This window comes from Pseudomonas sp. WOUb67, from assembly GCF_050058005.1.
Lineage (GTDB): Bacteria > Pseudomonadota > Gammaproteobacteria > Pseudomonadales > Pseudomonadaceae > Aquipseudomonas > Aquipseudomonas putida_R.
This window is the reverse complement of the sequence record NZ_CP170112.1, coordinates 5046720-5066701: the sequence shown is the minus strand read 5'-3', so window position 1 is coordinate 5066701 and position 19982 is coordinate 5046720. Positions and strand designations below refer to the sequence as shown.

Here is a 19982-nt window from a genome sequence, read left to right as displayed (position 1 = left end):
AGGTGCCCTCCGTCCTCAAGACCTGTGGAGTACCTGTGGGAGCTGGCTTGCCGGCGATAGGGCCAGTACAGGCTGAAACAAAAAAGCCCCGGCATCGCTGCCGGGGCTTTTTCTTGTAGCTTGTAGCTTACAACTTGCCGCTCAGCTTACGCCTGAACCACCGGGATCTTGGCGTTGGCTGCCGCTTCGCGGAACTCGGCGATCTGGTCGAAGCTCAGGTAGCGGTAAACGTCGGCAGCCATGCTATCGATGTCTTTCGCGTACTGCATGTACTCTTCGACGGTCGGCAGCTTGCCGATGATCGAAGCGACAGCAGCCAGTTCGGCCGATGCCAGGTACACGTTGGTGGCGTCGCCCAGACGGTTCGGGAAGTTACGGGTCGAGGTGGAGACCACGGTCGAACCGGTCTGCACACGTGCCTGGTTACCCATGCACAGCGAGCAGCCTGGCATTTCCATGCGCGCACCGGCCTTGCCGTAGATGCCGTAGTAGCCTTCTTCGGTCAGCTGGTGAGCGTCCATCTTGGTTGGCGGAGCCAGCCACAGACGGGTCGGGATACCGCCCTTGACCTTGTCCAGCAGCTTGCCGGCAGCGCGGAAGTGACCGATGTTGGTCATGCACGAACCGATGAACACTTCGTCGATCTTCTCGCCCTGTACCGAAGACAGCAGGCGGGCATCGTCCGGGTCGTTCGGCGCGCAGAGCACAGGCTCCTTGACGTCGGCCAGGTCGATTTCGATGATTTCGGCGTATTCGGCATCGGCGTCAGCCGACAGCAGCTCAGGGTTGGCCAGCCAGGCTTCCATGGCCTGGGCGCGACGCTCCAGGGTACGTGGGTCGCCGTAGCCTTCGCCGATCATCCAGCGCAGCAGGGTGATGTTGGACGTCAGGTACTCGGCAATGGCCTTCTCTGGCAGCTTGATGGTGCAACCGGCAGCGGAACGCTCGGCCGAGGCGTCGGACAGCTCGAAAGCTTGCTCAACGGTCAGTTCGTCCAGGCCTTCGATTTCCAGGATGCGGCCGGAGAAGGCGTTTTTCTTGCCTTTCTTCTCGACGGTCAGCAGGCCTTTCTGGATGGCGTAGTAAGGGATGGCATGAACCAGGTCACGCAGGGTGATGCCGGGTTGCAGTTTGCCCTTGAAGCGCACCAGGATCGATTCTGGCATGTCCAGCGGCATGACGCCGGTGGCGGCAGCGAAGGCCACCAGGCCGGAACCGGCCGGGAACGAGATGCCGATCGGGAAGCGGGTGTGCGAGTCGCCACCGGTACCGACGGTGTCAGGCATCAGCATGCGGTTAAGCCAGCTGTGGATGATGCCGTCGCCTGGGCGCAGCGACACGCCGCCACGGGTGCGGATGAAGTCTGGCAGGGTGTGGTGGGTGGTGACGTCGATCGGCTTCGGATAGGCCGCGGTGTGGCAGAACGACTGCATGACCAGGTCGGCAGAGAAGCCCAGGCACGCCAGGTCTTTCAGCTCGTCGCGGGTCATCGGGCCAGTGGTGTCCTGGGAACCGACGGTGGTCATCTTCGGCTCGCAGTAGGCACCTGGGCGCACGCCCTGGCCTTCTGCCAGGCCGCAGGCACGGCCGACCATTTTCTGCGCCAGGGTGAAGCCCTTGCCGGAATCGGCAGGTTGCTCTGGTTTCTTGAACAGGTCGGAAGCACCCAGGCCCAGCTCGGCGCGGGCTTTTTCGGTCAGGCCACGGCCGACGATCAGCGGGATACGGCCGCCAGCGCGGACTTCGTCCAGCAGTACCTCGGTTTTCAGCTCGAAGTTGGTGACCAGTTCGTCGCTGCCGTGACGGCGCACTTCACCTTTGTAAGGGTAAACGTCGATGACGTCGCCCATGCCCAGGTTGGTGCAGTCGAACTCGATCGGCAGGGCGCCGGCGTCTTCCATGGTGTTGTAGAAGATCGGGGCGATCTTGGTGCCGAAGCAGAAGCCACCGGCGCGCTTGTTCGGCACGTACGGGATGTCGTCGCCGAAGAACCACAGTACCGAGTTGGTAGCGGATTTACGCGAGGAGCCGGTACCGACCACGTCACCTACATAGGCAACCGGGAAGCCCTTGGCCTTGACGGCTTCGATCTGCGCCAGCGGGCCGACCGAACCTGGCTGCGAAGGCTCGATGCCGTCGCGGGCCATTTTCAGCATCGCCAGGGCGTGCAGCGGGATGTCAGGGCGCGACCAGGCGTCCGGAGCAGGCGACAGGTCGTCGGTGTTGGTTTCGCCTGGCACCTTGAACACGGTCAGGGTGTACTTCTCGGCGATGGCCGGGCGGGCGGTGAACCACTCGCCGGCAGCCCAGGAGTCCAGCACGGCCTTGGCGTGAGCGTTGCCGGCCTTGGCTTTTTCAGCCACGTCGTGGAAGGCATCGAACATCAGCAGGGTGTGCTTGAGCTGTTCGGCCGCGACGGCGCCCAGTTCGGCGTCATCCAGCAGTGCGACCAGCGTTTCGATGTTATAGCCGCCCTGCATGGTGCCCAGCAGTTCGGTGGCGTGCTTGCGGTCGATCAGCGGCGACTTGGCTTCGCCCTTGGCGACGGCGGAGAGGAAAGCGGCCTTGACGTAGGCAGCTTCGTCGACCCCTGGCGGTACGCGGTTGGTGATCAGGTCTACGAGGAAGGCTTCTTCGCCGGCCGGCGGGTTTTTCAGCAGCTCGACCAGGCCTGCGGTTTGTTCGGCGTTCAGCGGCTGGGGCACGATACCCAGGGCGGCACGCTCTTCGATGTGTTTGCGGTAGGCTTCAAGCACAGTTATTTCCCTCATCAGTGGTCCCTAAAGGGGGTCCGGGACGCTTATCCAGCATTCAATGCACCCATGCGCTGCCACGGCTTTGTGGGCCGCCCAGCCAGAGTCGCAAAGAATCCTTACAGAAGCTGCTTTCAAAGTTTTACGCCTGCAGAACGGGGAGCTGATGAGGGCTGGCGCGGGCATGCGAGGGATGCATGGCCCGGGCCAACGCCGTTCTACCGGATTAACTGTGCTCGTGACGCTTTGAAAACAGCTTCCAACGGACATTGTTGCCTTTGAAAAGGCCGGATGATTCTACGGCAAAAAAAGCCTGAAAGTAAGGCGCAGAAGATGACTTTAACGAGTGACCCTGGTTAGACAAAGGGCTAACATGGGTCCGTGTTCCTCCGCCAAACTGTTGTTTTTCATGTCCAACAAGTCCATCAAGACCCCTTGCGTCGGCCTGTGCTCCACGGTGTACGGAGACACGGTGTGCCGTGGCTGCAAGCGTTTTCACCACGAAGTGATCAACTGGAACGGCTATGACGACTCGCAAAAGCGCGCGGTGTGGCTGCGCCTTGAGCAGTTGCTGGTGCAGGTGATGATGGCCAAGCTGGAGGTGTTCGACAAAAGCCTGCTGCGTCAGCAACTGGAGCAGCGCTCCATCCGCTTTGTCGAGCAGCAGTCGGAATATTGCTGGGCCTACCAGCTGATAGCCCGCGGGGCGCGGATGATCCGTGACCTGGAGGCCTACGGCATGGTGTTGCTGCCAGAGTTCCGCGACTGGGAACTGCCGCAATTGCGCGATGCCATCGATCGCGAGTTCTTCCTGCTTTCAGAGGCGCATTACCAGCGCTACATCGCCCCCAGTTTCCTGCGTGATGCCTTGCAGGCGGGTCAAGGCTGAAGCCTTTTTGATAAAGCTACCGGCCTCTTCGCGGGCTCGCCCGCTCCCACAGGTACATCACAGCCCTCAAGAACGGTGATAATCCTGTGGGAGCGGGCGAGCCCGCGAAGAGGCCAGCACATCACTTGAATCAGTCGCCGGTGTATTCGCAACCGCTGGTGCAGGTTTCGTGGATGCGCACCTTGGACAGTTCCGGCATCAGCGGCTTGACCTGGTCCCAGATCCACTTGGCGATCACTTCGCTGGTGGGGTTTTCCAGGCCCGGGATGTCGTTCAGGTAGTTGTGGTCCAGTTGCTCGTAGATCGGCTTGAAGATCGCCTTGACCTCGGCGAAGTCGCGGATCCAGCCGGTGTGCGGGTCGAGCGGGCCGGTCAGGTGCAGGCCGACCTTGAACGAGTGGCCATGCAGGCGGCCGCATTTGTGCCCTTCAGGGACGTGGGGCAGGCGGTGGGCCGATTCGAATGTAAATTCCTTGAAGATTTCCACGCTGTCTTAACTCTGTGTGAATCAATAATGCGCGCAGTCTACCAGCATGGCCGTTACAAGGCTTGCAGGCGTTCATGCAGCCGCCCGGTGGCGACCAGCTCCAGCAACTCGTCGCCCAGGCGCTGGCTTTCGGCGATGGCCTTGTACCAATAGCGCTTGCGGCCCGGCGCATCGCCGATGAAGCGCTTGAAGTCGTTGCGGTCGGGCAGCTTGCCGTAGGGCAGGGCGGCCAGGTACTGCGGCGAAGGGGTCATCAGCAGCACGTTCTGCAGGCGGGTGGCATCGCCCTTGCGCCAGGGCAAGGCCTTGTCGAACCAGCCGGGTACCACCTTGTCGGTGAAGTGCGGATACAGTACCAGGTCGTCGCCGCGGTAGGGCAGGTCGAGGTGGTAGTCGAGCAGGCCGCCGTCGCGGTAGGTGCCTGCACCCGCGCCGGGGATGTCTTTCACACCCTGCATGACCATCGGGATCGAGCCCGAGGCGAGCAGGGCGTGGCGCAGGTTGGCCAGGTCCAGCGGCAGGTAGCGTGAAGGGAAGTCGGTCAGTGCGTCGAGCGGCGGCGTGGCGCGCCCGTCGTGCAGGATGATGCGCTCGAAGTGGCGCGCCAGGCGCGAACGGCCGAGCAGGTTGCTGGCGACCACCGAGCCCAGGCCCAGCCCTAGGCGGCCGCGATGGTCGTGGGCAAGCTGGCCATGGCTTTTCACCACCAGGATATTCAGGTGATAGTGCGGGTTGGCCAGCAGCTGGCCGTCGCGGCCCTGCAGCAGGTCATCGAGCATGCGTTGGCAGCTGTGGCTGATTTCGGCCGGGGTGACGCCCTTGGCAAAATCCAGTTCGGTGTACAGCTCGCCCAGGCGGCGGATACCGGCGACCGGGTCGTCGAGGCAAGCACTGGCGAAGCGCCAGGCGCCGATCGAAGCGCCAATCAGGGCGCGCTGGCGCGGTGCCGAAGGCAGCCACTCGCCGAACAGTGCCAGGTCCAGGCCCTGGATGCCCAGCGGCTTCGGGCCACCAGCCGCACCCGGGAGCACCCCGACATCGGCCGCCTGCAGGCCGCGCTCGCGGATGTGCCGCAGGGCGCGCTGGCCGGCCTTGAAGGTGAGGGCGGGGTACTTGATGTGGATGGCGCTCATGGCGGATCTCTTGGGCTTGTAGGAGCAGCCTTGTGCTGCGAAAGGGCCGGTACAGACTACACAACTGTTGTACCTGCACGGGCCCTTTCGCAGCACAAGGCTGCTCCTACAGGGGAGCGAGTCTGGCTGGAGGTGTAACTGCGCTATCATGGCGCCAGCTGTTTTCAGGTTCAATTAAGGACCGGTGGTTAGTCTTGATCCCGTAGACAACTTACACAGTTCTCAGGAGAGAAGAACGATGAAAACCTTTACTGCCCTGTTTACCGCCGCTGCCCTTGCCCTGGGCGCTAATGTCGCCCTGGCCGATGTCCCGGCCCACGAAATCAGCGCGCTGGAAAAAGCTGGCACCGTGCAGTCCCTGCAAAAGCTGGCGGACGTTGCCAAGGCCAAGCACCCTGGCGCGACCATCACCGACTCCGAGCTGGAAAACGAGTACGGCCGCTACATCCTCAAGGTTGAGTTGCGCGACGCGCAGAACGTTGAATGGGATGTTGATCTGGATGCCAAGACCGGTGAAGTGCTGAAGGACAAACAGGACCGCTGATGATCCATTTACCACGGCCGGCGCGCTACCTCGCGCTGGCGCTGCTGGCCGTGTGCTCCCTGGCCGCTGCCCGCGACCTTGACCAGGACGAAGCCCTGAAGCTGCGGCAGAAGGGCGTCATCCTGCCGCTCGAGCAATTGCTGGAAACCGCCTTGGGGCGTTACCCCGGGGCGCGTCTTCTGGAAGCCGAGCTGGAAGAAGACGACGATCGCTACGAATATGAAGTCGAACTGCTGACGGCTGAAGGTGTGGTGCGCGAGATCAAGCTCGATGCCAGCACCGGTGCCCTGCTCAAAGACGAGGAAGACGACTGAATGCGCCTGTTGCTTGTCGAGGACAATGTACCGCTGGCCGACGAACTGACCGCAGGCCTGCAGCGCCAGGGCTATGCCGTGGACTGGCTGGCCGACGGCCGCGACGCGGTTTACCAAGGGCAGAGCGAACCCTACGACCTGATCATTCTCGACCTTGGCCTGCCGGGCTTGCCGGGCCTGGATGTGCTGGCCCAGTGGCGCGCTGCCGGCCTGGCCACGCCGGTGCTGATCCTCACCGCCCGCGGCTCGTGGGCCGAGCGCATCGAGGGGCTGAAGGCCGGGGCCGATGACTACCTGAGCAAACCGTTCCACCCGGAAGAGCTGCAATTGCGTATCCAGGCACTGCTGCGCCGGGCCCGGGGCCTGGCCAACCAGCCGAAACTGGAGGCCGCCGGGCTGCACCTGGATGAAAGCCGCCAGTGTGTGAGCCGTGACGGCATGGATGTGCAACTGACCGCCGCCGAGTTTCGGCTGCTGCGGTACTTCATGCTGCACCCGCAGCAGATCCTGTCCAAAAGCCACTTGGCCGAGCACCTTTATGACGGCGAAACCGAGCGGGACTCCAACGTGCTGGAAGTGCACGTCAACCACTTGCGGCGCAAGCTGGGCCGCAGCGTGATCGAGACCCGTCGCGGGCAAGGCTACATCTACGCCGGGAGCCCCGGGTGAAGTCGATCCAGGCGCGGCTGAGCCTGGGCCTGGTGGCGGTGTTGGTGGTGGCCGGTGTAGTGCTGGCGCAACTGACGTTGTGGCTGTTCGAAGCTGGCCTGCAGCGCTACCTGGAAAACGGCCTGCGCAAGGAAAGCGAGAACCTGCTGGTGGCCCTGGTGCGCGGCCCTTCGGGCTTGCAGCTGGACGAACGGCGTATTTCTGCCGCTTACCAGCGGCCGTTCTCCGGCTATTACTTTCGCATCGATTTTGACCAGGGCACCTGGCGCTCGCGCTCGCTGTGGGACCTGGACATGCCAAAACCCGCCGCCCCCGGCCTTTCCGACAGCCATGAACTAGGCCCGGAAGGGCAGCAGCTGCTGGCCTTGCGTGCCGACTATCGGCGCCTGGGCCAGGACATCTCGATCAGCGTGGCACAGGACTATTCACCGGTGCGCGAAGGCTTCCGGCGCCTGCAGCAGATTGGCCTGGGCATGGGCTTGGTGGCGCTGATCCTGGTGCTGGTGCTGCAGCGCATCACCGTGACCCGCTCGTTGCGGCCGCTGGAGCGCGCACGCCGGCAGATCGCCCAGTTGCAGCAGGGCCAGCGTTCGCAACTGGATGCTGAGGTGCCCAGCGAGCTGGTGCCGCTGGTGGGGCAGATCAACCACCTGCTCAGCCACACCGAAGACAGCCTGCGCCGTTCGCGCAATGCCTTGGGCAACCTCGGGCATGCGCTGAAGACGCCGCTGGCGGTACTGCTGAGCCTGGCCTCCAGCGAACGCCTAAAGGATCTGCCCGAAGTCCGCGCGCAGATGCGCGAGCAGCTGGAGCAGATTCAGCAACGGCTGGCACGCGAGCTGAACCGCGCGCGGCTGGCAGGGGATGCGCTGCCGGGCGCGCAGTTCGACTGTGACGCCGAGTTGCCGGGGTTGCTCGGAACGTTGGGCATGATCCATGGCGAGGGCCTGTTGTTGGCAAGTGATGCACCGCCCGGGCTGTTGTTGCCATGGGACCGTGAGGACTTCCTGGAGCTGCTGGGCAACCTGCTGGACAACGCCTGCAAGTGGGCTGACAGCGAGGTGCGGCTGGGCATTGAGCCGAAGGCCGAGGGCTACCAGCTGTGGGTTGATGACGATGGCCCCGGCATCCCCGAGAGCCAACGGCAGCAAGTGCTGGAACGCGGCTCGCGGCTGGACGAGCAGGTGGACGGGCATGGCCTGGGGTTGGGCATCGTGCGCGATATCGTCGACGCATGGGGCGGGCGGCTGGCCTTGCTGGAGAGCCCGCTGGGCGGGTTGCGGGTGAGCATCGACCTGCCACGCAAGGCTCGGTAATACCGGGGCTGCGATCTCTTGTGGGAGCGGGTTCACCCGCGAAGAAGCCAGCGCGGTGGATGGCACCGGCTTCGCCGGTGTTCGCGGGTGAACCCGCTCCCACAGTTCCAGTGGCCCGCTTGGGCAATGTCAGTACTGCAAAAAAATTGCAGTACAGCCGCAGTTTTTTGAATTAGCCCAAATTCCCCCCACCCGGCAAAATCCCCCCACGAAACCCTGCGGTTTCCATCTCTCCACGGACGGAGCCCCTTGTGGTATTGCACGCGCAATACGAGGCCCAGGCCAGCTCGGCTGGGCTTTCTTTTTAATCAGAACAAACCAAAGACCCCGATTACCCAATGTCTGCCTCGCGTTCCGAAAGCCGTCTGCAGCGCCTGTTGCCGGCGCCCCTGAATACCCCTCCAAAAGAATGGTTGCGTGCCGGTATCGGTGCGTTGCTCGGTCTGTTCCTCGCTGGCTGGCTGACCAGCATGGCCTATGGCCCCGGCATCGCCTTGCACCTGCTGGGCCCGCTGGCGGCCTCGGCAGTGCTGGTGTTCGCCGTGCATTCCGGCCCGTTGGCCCAACCTTGGCCGGTGCTGGGCAGCTACGCGCTGGCTGGCGCGGTCGGCCTGGCCATGCGCCAAGGCTTCGGCCCGGAGCTGTGGGTGGCCGCAGCGGCCCTGGGCGTCTCGATCCTGGTGATGTGCCTGCTGCGTTGCCTGCACCCGCCGGGTGGCGGGGTGGCTGTGAGTGCCGTACTGGCCGACTCAGGGCTGACCGCCATGGGCGATCACCTGCTTGAGCCCATCCTGCTCAACGCGCTGATCCTGGTGAGCGTGGCGGTTGTCTATAACCGCCTGACCGGGGTGCGCTACCCGAAAGGCATGGCGCCGCGCAAAGATGTGCACCACACCCACGACCCGCTGCCCAGTGAGCGGGTCGGCATCCGTGGCGAGGACCTGGACCAGGCCCTGGAAGAGTTGGGTGAGTTCGTCGACGTCACCCGTGACGAGCTGGAACGCATCATCCTGGCCACCGAGCAGCACGCCCTGGAGCGCAGCCTTGGCGGCATTACCGCAGCTTCGGTGATGTCGCGCGATGTGCAGTTCGCCACGCCCGAGACCACCCTCGAGCAGGCCTGGAAAATGCTTGCCAGCCACCACCTGAAAACCCTGCCGGTATTGCAGGAGGGCAAGCTGGTGGGCATCGTCAGCCTCAGCGACCTGGTCGGCCCGGCCATGCAGCGTGGCCGTTTCAGCTGGCGCGGGCTGTTCGGCCGCAAGGCGGTGCGTATGGAGCAGGTGATGAGCCGGCGGGTGGTCAGTGTCAGCAGCCAGCATCCGCTGGAGCGCCTGTTGCCGCTTCTGTGCGAGCAGGGCCTGCATTGCCTGCCGGTGCTCGATGCCGGCAAGCTGGTGGGGGTAATCACCCAGACCGACCTGATCGCCGGCCTCAAGCGCCAGTTGCTCAGCAAAGCCGAGGCTTCAGATAACCGGGTCCCAGCGTTGTGACCAGTCGCTGGCGCCGGCGGCCACCAGCCGGCGCAGGATGGCGAAGGCCTGTTGCAGGGCTTCGCTGTCGCGCTTGCGGGGGTACACCAGGAAGGTCGGGTAGGTGAATTCCGGCGCCTGTGGCACCCGCTCGAACACGCCGCTGTCCAGGTAGGCCTGCACCACCCGCGTGCGGAAGTAACCGCTGCCGCCCTGGTCGAGGATGAACTGCAAGGCCAGTGGGCCCAGGTTGAAGCTGAGCGCCGGGCGAGCGCAGTCGGGCAGGGCGGCATCGTGCTGGCGGCGGAAGGCCTCGCCCCAGTCGATGTAGATGTAGGGTTCTGGCTGGTCGACCCGGCGCACGCGGATCAGCTTTTCTTCCATCAACTGTTCCACCTGCAAGCCCGGCCCGTAGGTCGGCTGGTACACCAGTGCAGCGTCCAGCAAACCCATCTCGACCTTGCGCAGCAGCGACTCGCCGTCACTCACCTCGCTGCGGATGGCATGGCCGGGCAGCTCACGGTGCAGGGTACTGACCCAGTCGAGCAACATCGGGTTGCCCAGGCTTACTTCGCCCCCCACATGCAGCACTTGCTGGCAGCCTTCGGGCAGCGGCAGGTCGCGCCGCGCCGCTTCCCAGGTTTGCACCAGCTGGTTGGCATAACTGACGAAAGCTTCGCCGTCGCTGGTCAGGCTGGCGCCGTTGCGGCTGCGCACGAACAGCTGGCAACCCAGTTGCTGCTCCAGGCGCTGCACGCGGGCGGTAATTGCCGTCTGTGACACGAACAGGCGTTCGGCGGCGGCGACCAGGCTGCCGCAACGCACGATTTCCAGAAAGGTTCGGGCCTGATCGATATCCATGGGCTGCTCGGTGGCTGAAGGGTGGCCTATTCTAGAGGCTTCGCACCGTTATGGGGCGTTTTTGCGTTGTCTGCAAATTTGCAGGTCGGTTGTGACTTTAGTCCCATGGCGGCGCGGGTGTAGCGGTCCATACTCAGAGTTCGCCCTTCAATAACAACAAGTACCGGGTTCCCTTCGATATGAGCTACCAGCACAGCTACGCCCATTCCATTTCCGACCCTGCCGCTTTCTGGGCGGAACAGGCCGCGCACCTGGCCTGGCACCGCAAGCCTGCCCTTACCCTGCAGGACAACGCCGACGGTACCCACCGCTGGTTCGCCGATGGCCGCCTGAACAGTTGCTACCTGGCCCTCGATCACCAGATCGAGTTGGGCCGTGGCGAGCAGGTGGCGCTGATCTACGATTCGCCAGTCACTGGTGTGCAGCAGGCCTACACCTACAATCAGTTGCGCGATGAAGTGGCGCGCCTGGCCGGTTTGCTGCGCCAGCTAGGGGTGAAGAAGGGCGATGGCGTGATCATCTACATGCCCATGGTGCCGCAAGCGGCCATGGCCATGCTGGCCTGCGCGCGGATTGGCGCGGTGCATTCGGTGGTGTTCGGCGGCTTTGCCGCCAACGAGCTGGCCCTGCGCATCGATGACGCCCGGCCGACCCTGCTGCTGACGGCGTCCTGCGGGCTGGAATTCGACAAGGTGATTGCCTACAAGCCGCTGGTCGACCGCGCCTTGCAGCTGGCCCGGCACCAGCCGCGCAATGTGCTGGTGCTGCAACGGCCGCAGGCGCAGGCACAGCTGCAGCCAGGCCGCGACCTGGACTGGCACACCGCCTTGGCCGGCGCCCAGCCGGTGACACCGGTCGAGCTGGATGCCGGTGACCCGCTGTACATCATGTATACCTCCGGCACCACCGGCAAACCCAAGGGTATTGTCCGGGAAAACGGCGGCAATGCCGTGGCGCTGTGCTACGCCATGCGCCATATCTACGGCATGCAGGCCGGCGACATATGGTGGGGCATTTCCGATGTGGGGTGGGTGGTCGGCCATTCGCTGATCGTCTATGGGCCGCTGATGAGCGGCTGCACCACGGTGTTCTACGAAGGCAAGCCGATCCGCACCCCGGACGCCTCGGCTTACTGGCGGGTGGTGGAGCAATACAAGGTCAACGCGCTGTTCTGTGCGCCCACCGCCATGCGTGCCATCCGCAAGGAAGACCCGGAAGGCGAGCTGATCCGCAAGCACGACCTCAGTTCGCTGCGCCAGCTGTTCCTGGCCGGTGAGAAGCTTGATTCCAGCACCCATGAATGGCTGGAGCGGGTCAGTGGCAAGCCGGTGCATGACCACTGGTGGCAGACCGAGACCGGCTGGCCGGTCACCGCGCCCTGCGTGGGGCTGGAGGGCAGTGCGGCGAAGCCGGGCTCCAGCAACCGGGCGGTACCGGGCTATCACGTGCGTGTGGTGGATGACGAGGGCCACTTGCTGGGCCCCAACCACCAGGGCTCGATCGTCATTGCCTTGCCATTGCCGCCCGGGTGCAGCCAGACCCTCTGGGGCGACCACGAGCGTTACTTGCAGGCTTACCTGCGCACCTACCCGGGGTATTACCACACGGGTGACGGCGGCTTTCTGGACGATGACGGTTTCGTCTACATCATGGGGCGCACGGATGATGTGATCAACGTGTCCGGGCACCGGCTGTCCACCGGCGAAATGGAGGACCTGGTGGCCTGCCACCCGGCGGTGGCCGAGTGTGCGGTGATTGGCGTGCACGATGAAATCAAGGGGCAAGTGCCGTTGGCCCTTGTTGTGCTCAAGGACGGCGAGGGCATTGCCGAGGCGCAGTTGCTGGTGGACCTGGTGGGCAGCGTGCGCGAAGCGATTGGCCCGCTGGCCTGTTTCAACCGGGTTCGGCTTGTGAAGCGGTTGCCCAAGACCCGCTCGGGGAAAATCTTGCGGGCGGTGCTGCGCAAGATTGCCGACGGGCAGGACTATGTACCGCCTTCGACCCTGGATGACCCGGCAGTGCTGGGCGAGATCGAGGCGGTGCTGGCGGATTTGCCCAGGGCCGGTTGATGGGGAGACCTTGATGGCCTCTTCGCGGGTGAACCCGCTTCCACAGGTACTGCACAGTACTCAAGGCCTGTGTGACCCCTGTGGGAGCGGGTTCACCCGCGAAAGGTCCGTTTCACGCAATACAGCTCTAAACGGCTACCTGGTGCAGTTGCCCCAACCGGCTGCGGGTACGCATCAGGTCGGCAAGCGGGCCACCGAGGCTTTCTTCCAGCGGCCGTTTGCCAATCACTGTCACCTGTCGGTCCTGGTCATACAGCACATCCACCAGGTTGACGAAGCGCTGCTGAGCCGCCAGCGAACACTCCGCCAGGTCATCCAGCCCATCGATGATCCATTCATCGTACTGCTGCGCCAGCGCCAGGTAGTCGATTACCGCCGTGGCCTTTTCGCACAAATCGTCAAAACCAAGCACCACTCGACGGTCATCGATGGCCAGCGCACGCAGCGGGCGTTTGTTCACATCAAGCATTACCGGCTGCTCGTCCGGCACGCCCAGCGCCTGGCGCTGCGCTGCCGTCCCCGGCCATACATAGTGGCCTTGGGTAAACCGCTGGTGCTCACGGTTGGCCGGCAAACTGCGAAAATCGGTGTCGCCACCCACTTCCAGAACCTGCATGCGCCCGTTGATCAGGCGGATTACCGGCAAGAAGCGCTCGTGGTACAGCGGGTTGGGCAGCAGCCCTTCAGGCGCGTAGTTGGAGGTCACCAGCAGGAACACACCGCGTGCGAACAGGGCGTTGAACAGGCGGGTGAGCAGCATGGCATCGCCGATGTCATGCACGTGGAATTCGTCGAAGCACAGCACCTGGCAGCCACCCACCAGTTCGTCGAGGGTGGCGCCCAGCGCATCATCCAGCGCCCGGTGGCGGTGCATGCCCTGGTGCAGGCGGGCAAAAAAATCATGAAAGTGCAGGCGGCGCTTGGCCTCGACTGGCACCGCCTGGAAGAAGCCGTCCAGCAGCCAGCTCTTGCCGCGCCCCACCGAACCGTACAGGTACAGGCTGCGTGGCTGCCCTTGTTCAAGCAGTGCCAGTTGTTCGGCCATGCAGTGGATCACCCGTCGCTGGCCGTCACTCAGCTGGTAACCCCGGCTTCGGGCTTTGTCCTCGAACCAGTCGAGCAGTTCGCTCTGGCTGGTGGTGGCGCCACGTAGGCGCTGGCCAAGCTGGCGCAGTGGGGCAGGGATCCAGGCAGACAAAAGCAAAGCTCCTTGGGCGATGGCGGGGCAGCGTGCAGCTTGCCCGAGGGCGGCCATTTTGACTAATACAGAAAGTGACCGGCAATGATCACTTCATGCGATAGGTCTGGCTGCACACCTGCATTGCCTAGGCTTTGCGCTCCAGTTGACGCTCGATCATGTATTTCACCGCCAGGCGGCGTTCCTTGAGGTGGCGCAGGTCTTCGTCAACGAAGTTGCCCGCCGAGATCGATTCGGCGGCCAGCACCTGATTGTCGATGTCCATGTACTCGTCCAGCAGCCGGTCCAGCGCTTTGTCCTGCTGGCGGCGCTGCTGGACGATTTCGCGCGGGTAGTGCAGGTCCTGGTAGAGGTCGTGAGAGACAGGCATGGGGTCCTCCTTGGTCAATGCAATGGGCTCAATTGATTGGAAGGGAGGAATACGATTGTGTTGAAGCGAAGCGGGGGGAAAGCGACGGATGGTCGCTGCGCAGACCGCTGAAATGACTAACCCGCTGTTTTTTGACAATTTTTTTTCATCAGGGGCTTCACAGATCAAAACTTTGTTGTTAAAGTGCCGCGCATTCCAAGACAACAACCCAGTTGTCACTCAGTTGGAATTGTCAGAGCAGCGAATGCTGCATCCGATACAGGGGCGTCGCCAAGCGGTAAGGCAGCAGGTTTTGATCCTGCCATGCGTTGGTTCGAATCCAGCCGCCCCTGCCATTTTCCAGATTCAAACGTATTCAACCTAGTGCTTAAAAGCCCTGGGTTTTGTCGTTTCCGTGATTTCAATTCCTAGCGCGATCCCTTGTAGGAGCGGCCTTGTGTCGCGATCGGGCTGCGCAGCAGCCCCAAGATTGCAGAGACAGCACAGATTGCCGGGGCTGCTTCGCAGCCCGATCGCGACACAAGGCCGCTCCTACAAAGGTTTGTGCTTTCCCGAATTAACCTGTAATGCCCAGCAGCTCGTTCAGCACCCTGGCCAGTTCATCCGCTTGCGCCGGCTTCTGAACCACCACGCTGCTCGGCAACTCCAGCCCCTGCAACTCGGCATAGCCAGTCAGGAACACCACCGGCAGGCGCGGGTACCGTTCGCGTGCCGCCAGCGCCAGTTGCGCGCCGTTGAACTCGGGCATGGCGAAATCGGTAAGCAACAGGTCGATCTCGTCGTCCAGCAAGGCCAATGCCTGCTCGCCGCTGTGCGCCTGACGCACCTGGTAGCCATATTGGCGCAACACATCGCCAAGCATGTCACGCACCAGATGGTCATCATCCACCAGCAGCACCGTGCGGTTGCGGCCGCTGTCGCTGACCGGCTGGCCGAGCGTCGGGATCACCGGCTCGCTCACGATCTGGTCCTTGACGGCGGGCAGGTACACCGCCACCTGCGTGCCGCGGCCCGGTGTGGTGTCGATGCGTACACCACCCCCGGACTGCTTGGCGAAGCCGAACACCTGGGCCAGGCCCAGGCCCGAGCCCTTGCCGATGTCCTTGGTGGTAAAGAACGGCTCGAACACCTTGGCCAGCACGTCTTCGCTCATACCGCAGCCGGTATCGCGGATGCTCAGCATCACGTACTCGCCCGGGTCCGGGTCTTCCGGGCGTTGCGGGCGGTTGTCGATGCGGGTGTTGCGGGTGGTCAGCGTCAGCTGGCCGCCGTCAGGCATGGCATCGCGGGCGTTGATCGCCAGGTTGAGGATGATCATCTCGGTCTGGGTGGGGTCGGTCAGTGCCTGCCACAGGGCCCGGTCCAGGTCCAGGCGCACCGAGACGTTGCCACCCAGGGTGCGGCGCAACAGCTCTTCCAGGCCGGCCAGGGTCTGGTTGAGGTTGAGCGCTACCGGCTCCAGGCGCTGGCGGCGGGAAAATGCCAGCAGCTGCGAGGTCAGCTTGGCGCCACGCTCGCCGGCTTCGCGGATATGCGTGACGCGCGTGCGGGCCTTGTCCAGGTTGGCCTTGGCCAGGTCGCGTTCAAGGAAGCTGGCACCGGTGAGGATCACCGTCAGCAGGTTGTTGAAGTCGTGGGCCACGCCAGCGGTCAGTTGACCGACTGCTTCGAGCCGCTGCATCTGCTGCAGCGCAGCCTCGATGCGCTCGCGTTCGTTGATCTGCTCGCGCAGCCGGGCGTTGGCTTCTGCCAGGCCCAAGGCGGCTTCACGCTCGCTGGTGATGTCGCGTGCAACCACGTACAGCAGGGTGTCCTCCGGCACCACCACCCACGACAGCCAGCGCTGCTGGCCGCCAGCATGCATAATTCGCCCTACGAAACGTGCGCTGGTACGGCCATGGGCGAGGGCGGCCAGTTCGGTCAGCAACAATTCCTGGTCGGCCTCGGGCAGCAGATGCAGCAACGACGACTTGCTCAGGCGCTCGCGGGAGAAGCCCAGGCTGGCCTCCCAGGCAGGGTTGAGTGCGACGGGGGTCAGGTCCTTGTTCAGCACGGCCAGCAGGTCTTGCGACAGCTCCCAGGCGCGGTCCCGCTCGCGGGTCCGGCGTTCAACCCTTTCCCCCAGCATCTCGTTGAGCTGACGCAGCGCCTGGGTGGCCAGGCGTTGCGTGTGGATGTCCTGCAGCACGCCGGAAAAGCGTACGCACTGGTCATCGACGAACTGGCTCTGGCCGCTGCTGAGCAACCAGCGCGGCTCCAGGCCATTGGGCTGGGCGATACGGAACTCGACCCGGTAGTGGCCACCGCTTTCCGGGCGCATGGCGTGCTCCACCGCCTCACGCACCAGCGGCACGTCGTCGGGGTAGATGCCGGCATAGAACACAGCCAGGCTCATTTCAGTGCTGGTGGGCAGGCCGAACAAGGTCTTGCAGCGGTCATCCCACAGCAACAGGCCTTCTTGCGGGCGCAGGTCCCAGGTGCCCATGCCGGCAGCGTCGATGGCGATACGTGCACGTGCCTCGACGTCCGCCAGGGCCTCTTCCGCGCGGCGCCGGCGCTGGCGTTCATGCACCTCGGTCAGTGCCCGGCGCACAGCCTTGGGCAGCAGCGGCAGGTTCTTCTTCAGCACATAGTCGGTGGCGCCCAGGCGGATCATTTCCACCGCGTGCTCTTCACCGTAGATGCCGGACAGGAAGATGAACGGGGTGTCGGGTGCCAGGCGTTGGGCGATGGCCAGCACCTCGGTGCCAGACGACCCCGGCAGCACGCAGTCGCACAGGATCAGGTCGTAGCGGGCGTGGTGCAGGGCATGTTCGACACCCACATGGTCGAACACCAGTTGTGACTGCACGTGCAGCCCGCTGCGCTCAAGGCGCATCAGCGTCAGCTCGGCATCCATCGAGCTGTCTTCGACCATCAGTAGTTTCAACGGCGTTTGCTGCATCGTTGCGGCGGCCTCAGTTGCTACCGCGACGATTCAGCCGCAGTGAGCCGGGTGGCGGTTCGTTAAGCACTGCCCAGAATACCCCGAGGTCAGAGATGGCGGCGACGAATTCCTTGAATTCCACCGGCTTGACCACGTAGGCATTGACCCCGAGTTCATAGGCGCGCAACAGGTCGGGCTCCTCCCGCGAGGAGGTCAGCATCACCGTGGGGATGCTGCGCAGTTCGGCGGTGGTGCGCACTGCCTTGAGCACTTCCAGGCCGTCGACCTTGGGCAGTTTCAGGTCCAGCAGCAAGACGGCGGGGTTGCCGTCGTCGCGGTCGGCATAGGTGTTGCGGCGCAGCAGGTAGTCAAGTGCCTCGGCGCCGTCGCGCAGCACGATGACTTCGTTGGCCAACTGGCTGCGCTCCAGGGCCAGCAGGGTCAGTTCCAGGTCCCGGGGGTTGTCTTCGACCAGCAGGATGGGTTTGAGCATGATGGTAGCGGTGCCTCAGGTAGCAGTGTTTCGGGGGAGGGTGAAGTGGAAGCTGGCGCCCTGGTCGACCTGGCCTTCAGCCCAGACCCGGCCGTCATGGCGCTCGATGATGCGGCGCACGCTTGCCAGGCCTATCCCTGTGCCCTCGAAATCTTCCATGCGATGCAGGCGCTGGAAAACGCCGAACAGCTTGTTGGCATAGGCCATGTCGAAGCCCACGCCATTGTCGCGGATGCAGACCTCGGTTTCGCCAGGATGCTCCACGGCACTGATCCCGATGTGTGCAGGGGTACGGCCGCGTGTGTACTTGATGGCATTGGCGATCAGGTTGTGCAATGCCATGTTGATGAACGCCGGGTCGCCGATCACCTTGGGCAGCGGGGCGATGTCCCAAACGATTGCGCGGCCTTCGTAATCGGGGGCCAGTTCGCTGCGAATGGCCTCCACCAACGCGTTCAGGTCGACGTCGGACAGGCGCAAGGCCGAGCGGCCCATCTGCGAGAAGTTGAGCAGGTTGTCGACCAGGCTGCCGGCAAAGTGCGCCGCTTCACCGATATGCTGCAGGAAGCGCTTGCCGCGCTCGCTCAGGCCCTGGCCTTCCATTTCACCCAGCAGCTCGGTGTAGCCGGCGATGTGCCGCAGGGGCGCGCGCAGGTCGTGGGAAACACTGTAGGAAAACGCTTCAAGTTCCTTGTTCGAACGGCGCAAGTCACCCGCCAGCTGTGCCAGTTCTTCGGCTTTGCGCAGGACTATGCCAAGTACGGCGGTGCGCAGTTCCAGCACGCCCTCGATCACCAGCGGGTCCCAAGGCTCGCTGTAGCCGCGCAGCTCTTCCTGCCAGCGTTCGAAACTGTGCCGTGGGTCGAGGTTGCCCTGCGGCCCGACCCGTTTGGTCGGCTGGCCCGCCCAGTTCACCGTGCGCACTTGCTCGGGCCGGAACCACAGCAGGTAGTGCGAGTGGATCTGCGAGATGGCCACCGCCAGCACACCACCGGCGTGATTGGCCAGTTCAGGCAAGTCCGTGATGTCGCGGCGCACGTTGTCACTGTGGAATACAGTGTCTTCGCCGCGCTGGCCAAGCCAGTGCACCAGCGCAGTCACCTGGGCTTCAGGCGGGGTCTGGCCGATCAGGTCACAGCGTTCGGCCGAGATGACGGCGGCGCCCTGGGCGCCGGCAAAGGCCAGCAACACCTGGGGCAGGTCGCGCAGGCCGTCACTGACGCTGTCGTGGTCGGCCATGGACGAGATCATGCGCACGATGTGTTGGCGCAACGCCAGCAGCTTGCGCGTGCTGGCATGGGACTCGCGGGATTCGATCTGCAGCGACAGCACACTGGCCAGCAATTCGCAGGCCGTGCGGGTACGCAGGTCCACCGCACGCGGCTGTTGGTGGTGGCAGGAAATCAGCCCCCACAGCTCGCCGTCGACCACGATCGACAGCGACATTGAGGCCAGCGTGCCCATGTTGCGCATGTACTGCAGGTGCACCGGCGACACACTGCGCAGCGCGGCAAAACTCATGTCCAATGCCTTGTCGGTGCGCGGGTTGATGGCCGGCAGCAGGGGCGAGGGCTGGTAGTTGGCATCCTCGATCACGCGGATGCGGTTGACCCGGTACAGCTCTCGCGCCTGGCGCGGGATGTCAGCAGCCGGGAAGCACAGGCCCAGGTAACCGGGGTAGCCTGGGTCGGCCGCCTCGGCCAGCACCTGGCCGTTGCCCTCGGCATCGAAACGATACGCCTTGACCCGGCCAAAACCGGTAATGCGCTTGAGCTGGAGCACCGTTTGCTGCAGCAGGTCTTCGAGGCTGCTGGCCAGTTGCAGGCTGCCGACAAAGCTGCGCACCAGCGGGTAATAGTCGCCTTGCCCGGCCAGTTCCGGCGACAGACGAGGGGGTTCGAATTCGGCAACCAGCACTTCGTCGTGGCCGTGCACCAGCAAATGCAGCGGGGTGCTGTAAGGCGCACCTTGACGCAAGCGCACGTCGCCGATGTGGAATGGGAAGACTTCATCTTCCGGCAGCCGTTTGAGCTGCGCGTGCAGGTCAAAGCCGTCGCTGACCAGGTTGGCGAAGGGGCAACCGATCAGTTCACGGGCCGGCAAGCCCAGCCAGTGCTCGACGTTTTCACTGGCCTGCAGCACGCACAGGTCGGTGGCATCCAGCACCAGCAGAAAGCCGTGGGGCTGAATGCTGCTTGGCACGTGGATCGGCTCCCGGGCACAGCGCTCCATGGCTTCTGCCAGCGTGTTGTCTGCAGTCATCAATGAAAACGCTCCTGTCATGTCCGTCCATGTACGGCAGAGGTGCCTGGCACAGGATTTGTTTGGTTCACCCTAACAGAAATCAGGCACATTTACCGGCTCTCGGCCATTGGAGGCCCGGGGATGGCCTGGGGTTCTGTGCCGTTCCGGCTTTTTTTGAAGGGGCGCTATCGCTTTATCGCTAATCCAAAAAAACGGCTGGATGCCGCCCCCGTTGCGCGGCCTC

General features: G+C 63.8%; 16 protein-coding genes and 1 tRNA gene. 8 read left to right on the top strand and 9 right to left on the bottom strand.

The genetic code is table 11. The annotated features are described in order from the left end of the window. Positions 1-146: 146 nt before the first annotated feature. On the bottom strand, positions 147-2756 hold the full coding sequence (acnB, locus tag ABOC32_RS22470; protein WP_426811646.1) for a bifunctional aconitate hydratase 2/2-methylisocitrate dehydratase: 2610 nt from the start codon (positions 2754-2756) through the stop codon (positions 147-149). 406 nt (positions 2757-3162) lie between these two features. Between acnB and ABOC32_RS22465 the strand changes: the two genes are divergently transcribed. After that, positions 3163-3642 (top strand): DUF1289 domain-containing protein, encoded by a 480-nt coding sequence (locus ABOC32_RS22465; protein ID WP_426808932.1) that lies wholly within the window; start codon positions 3163-3165, stop codon positions 3640-3642. 130 nt (positions 3643-3772) lie between these two features. Here ABOC32_RS22465 and queD read toward each other — a convergent pair whose 3' ends face one another. Further along, positions 3773-4129 carry a 6-carboxytetrahydropterin synthase QueD gene (queD, locus tag ABOC32_RS22460; protein ID WP_012271598.1) on the bottom strand — a complete coding sequence of 119 codons (357 nt, stop codon included), beginning with the start codon at positions 4127-4129 and terminating at the stop codon, positions 3773-3775. A 53-nt stretch (positions 4130-4182) separates the two neighbouring features. Next, positions 4183-5262, bottom strand: coding sequence for a patatin-like phospholipase family protein (locus ABOC32_RS22455; RefSeq protein WP_426808931.1), 1080 nt, complete (start codon positions 5260-5262; stop codon positions 4183-4185). A gap of 238 nt (positions 5263-5500) precedes the next feature. Here ABOC32_RS22455 and ABOC32_RS22450 point away from each other — a divergent pair, with 238 nt between their 5' ends. From ABOC32_RS22450 to ABOC32_RS22430, 5 genes are all read left to right on the top strand, one after another. After that, positions 5501-5806, top strand: a complete 306-nt coding sequence (locus ABOC32_RS22450) for a PepSY domain-containing protein (protein WP_426808930.1) — start codon at positions 5501-5503, stop codon at positions 5804-5806. Further along, positions 5806-6120: a PepSY domain-containing protein gene (locus ABOC32_RS22445; protein WP_016485921.1), complete on the top strand. Its 315-nt coding sequence runs from the start codon at positions 5806-5808 to the stop codon at positions 6118-6120. Before ABOC32_RS22450 ends, ABOC32_RS22445 begins: the two co-directional genes overlap by 1 nt. Then, the gene (locus ABOC32_RS22440) at positions 6121-6789 is read left to right on the top strand and encodes a response regulator transcription factor (RefSeq protein ID WP_426808929.1); all 669 of its coding nucleotides are present in this window, start codon (positions 6121-6123) and stop codon (positions 6787-6789) included. Beyond that, entirely contained in the window at positions 6786-8105 is a 1320-nt protein-coding gene (locus ABOC32_RS22435) for a sensor histidine kinase (RefSeq protein ID WP_426808928.1), read from the top strand. Before ABOC32_RS22440 ends, ABOC32_RS22435 begins: the two co-directional genes overlap by 4 nt. Positions 8106-8443: 338 nt before the next feature. Next, positions 8444-9598 (top strand): HPP family protein, encoded by a 1155-nt coding sequence (locus ABOC32_RS22430; RefSeq protein WP_426808927.1) that lies wholly within the window; start codon positions 8444-8446, stop codon positions 9596-9598. Here ABOC32_RS22430 and ABOC32_RS22425 read toward each other — a convergent pair. Continuing rightward, complete coding sequence (locus ABOC32_RS22425) at positions 9572-10438, bottom strand: LysR family transcriptional regulator (protein ID WP_426808926.1); 867 nt, start codon at positions 10436-10438, stop codon at positions 9572-9574. The two genes, ABOC32_RS22430 and ABOC32_RS22425, sit on opposite strands and share 27 nt — an antisense overlap. A gap of 179 nt (positions 10439-10617) precedes the next feature. Between ABOC32_RS22425 and ABOC32_RS22420 the strand changes: the two genes are divergently transcribed. After that, on the top strand, positions 10618-12507 hold the full coding sequence (locus ABOC32_RS22420; protein WP_426808925.1) for a propionyl-CoA synthetase: 1890 nt from the start codon (positions 10618-10620) through the stop codon (positions 12505-12507). Positions 12508-12634: 127 nt separating this feature from the next. Here ABOC32_RS22420 and zapE read toward each other — a convergent pair whose 3' ends face one another. Further along, positions 12635-13705 carry a cell division protein ZapE gene (gene zapE / locus ABOC32_RS22415; RefSeq protein WP_426808924.1) on the bottom strand — a complete coding sequence of 357 codons (1071 nt, stop codon included), beginning with the start codon at positions 13703-13705 and terminating at the stop codon, positions 12635-12637. Between the two features lie 127 nt (positions 13706-13832). Continuing rightward, positions 13833-14075, bottom strand: coding sequence for a hypothetical protein (locus tag ABOC32_RS22410; RefSeq protein WP_012271609.1), 243 nt, complete (start codon positions 14073-14075; stop codon positions 13833-13835). A 260-nt stretch (positions 14076-14335) separates the two neighbouring features. Here ABOC32_RS22410 and ABOC32_RS22405 point away from each other — a divergent pair. Then, positions 14336-14410 (top strand) — tRNA-Gln (locus tag ABOC32_RS22405). Between the two features lie 221 nt (positions 14411-14631). Here the strand turns inward: ABOC32_RS22405 and ABOC32_RS22400 are convergent. From ABOC32_RS22400 to ABOC32_RS22390, 3 genes are read right to left on the bottom strand one after another with little or no spacing between them, the layout of a single operon-like run. Beyond that, positions 14632-17019 carry a response regulator gene (locus ABOC32_RS22400; protein WP_426808923.1) on the bottom strand — a complete coding sequence of 796 codons (2388 nt, stop codon included), beginning with the start codon at positions 17017-17019 and terminating at the stop codon, positions 14632-14634. A 13-nt stretch (positions 17020-17032) separates the two neighbouring features. Continuing rightward, the gene (locus tag ABOC32_RS22395) at positions 17033-17494 is read right to left on the bottom strand and encodes a response regulator (RefSeq protein ID WP_426808922.1); all 462 of its coding nucleotides are present in this window, start codon (positions 17492-17494) and stop codon (positions 17033-17035) included. A gap of 15 nt (positions 17495-17509) precedes the next feature. Beyond that, positions 17510-19756: an ATP-binding protein gene (locus tag ABOC32_RS22390; protein ID WP_426808921.1), complete on the bottom strand. Its 2247-nt coding sequence runs from the start codon at positions 19754-19756 to the stop codon at positions 17510-17512. Positions 19757-19982: the final 226 nt, after the last annotated feature.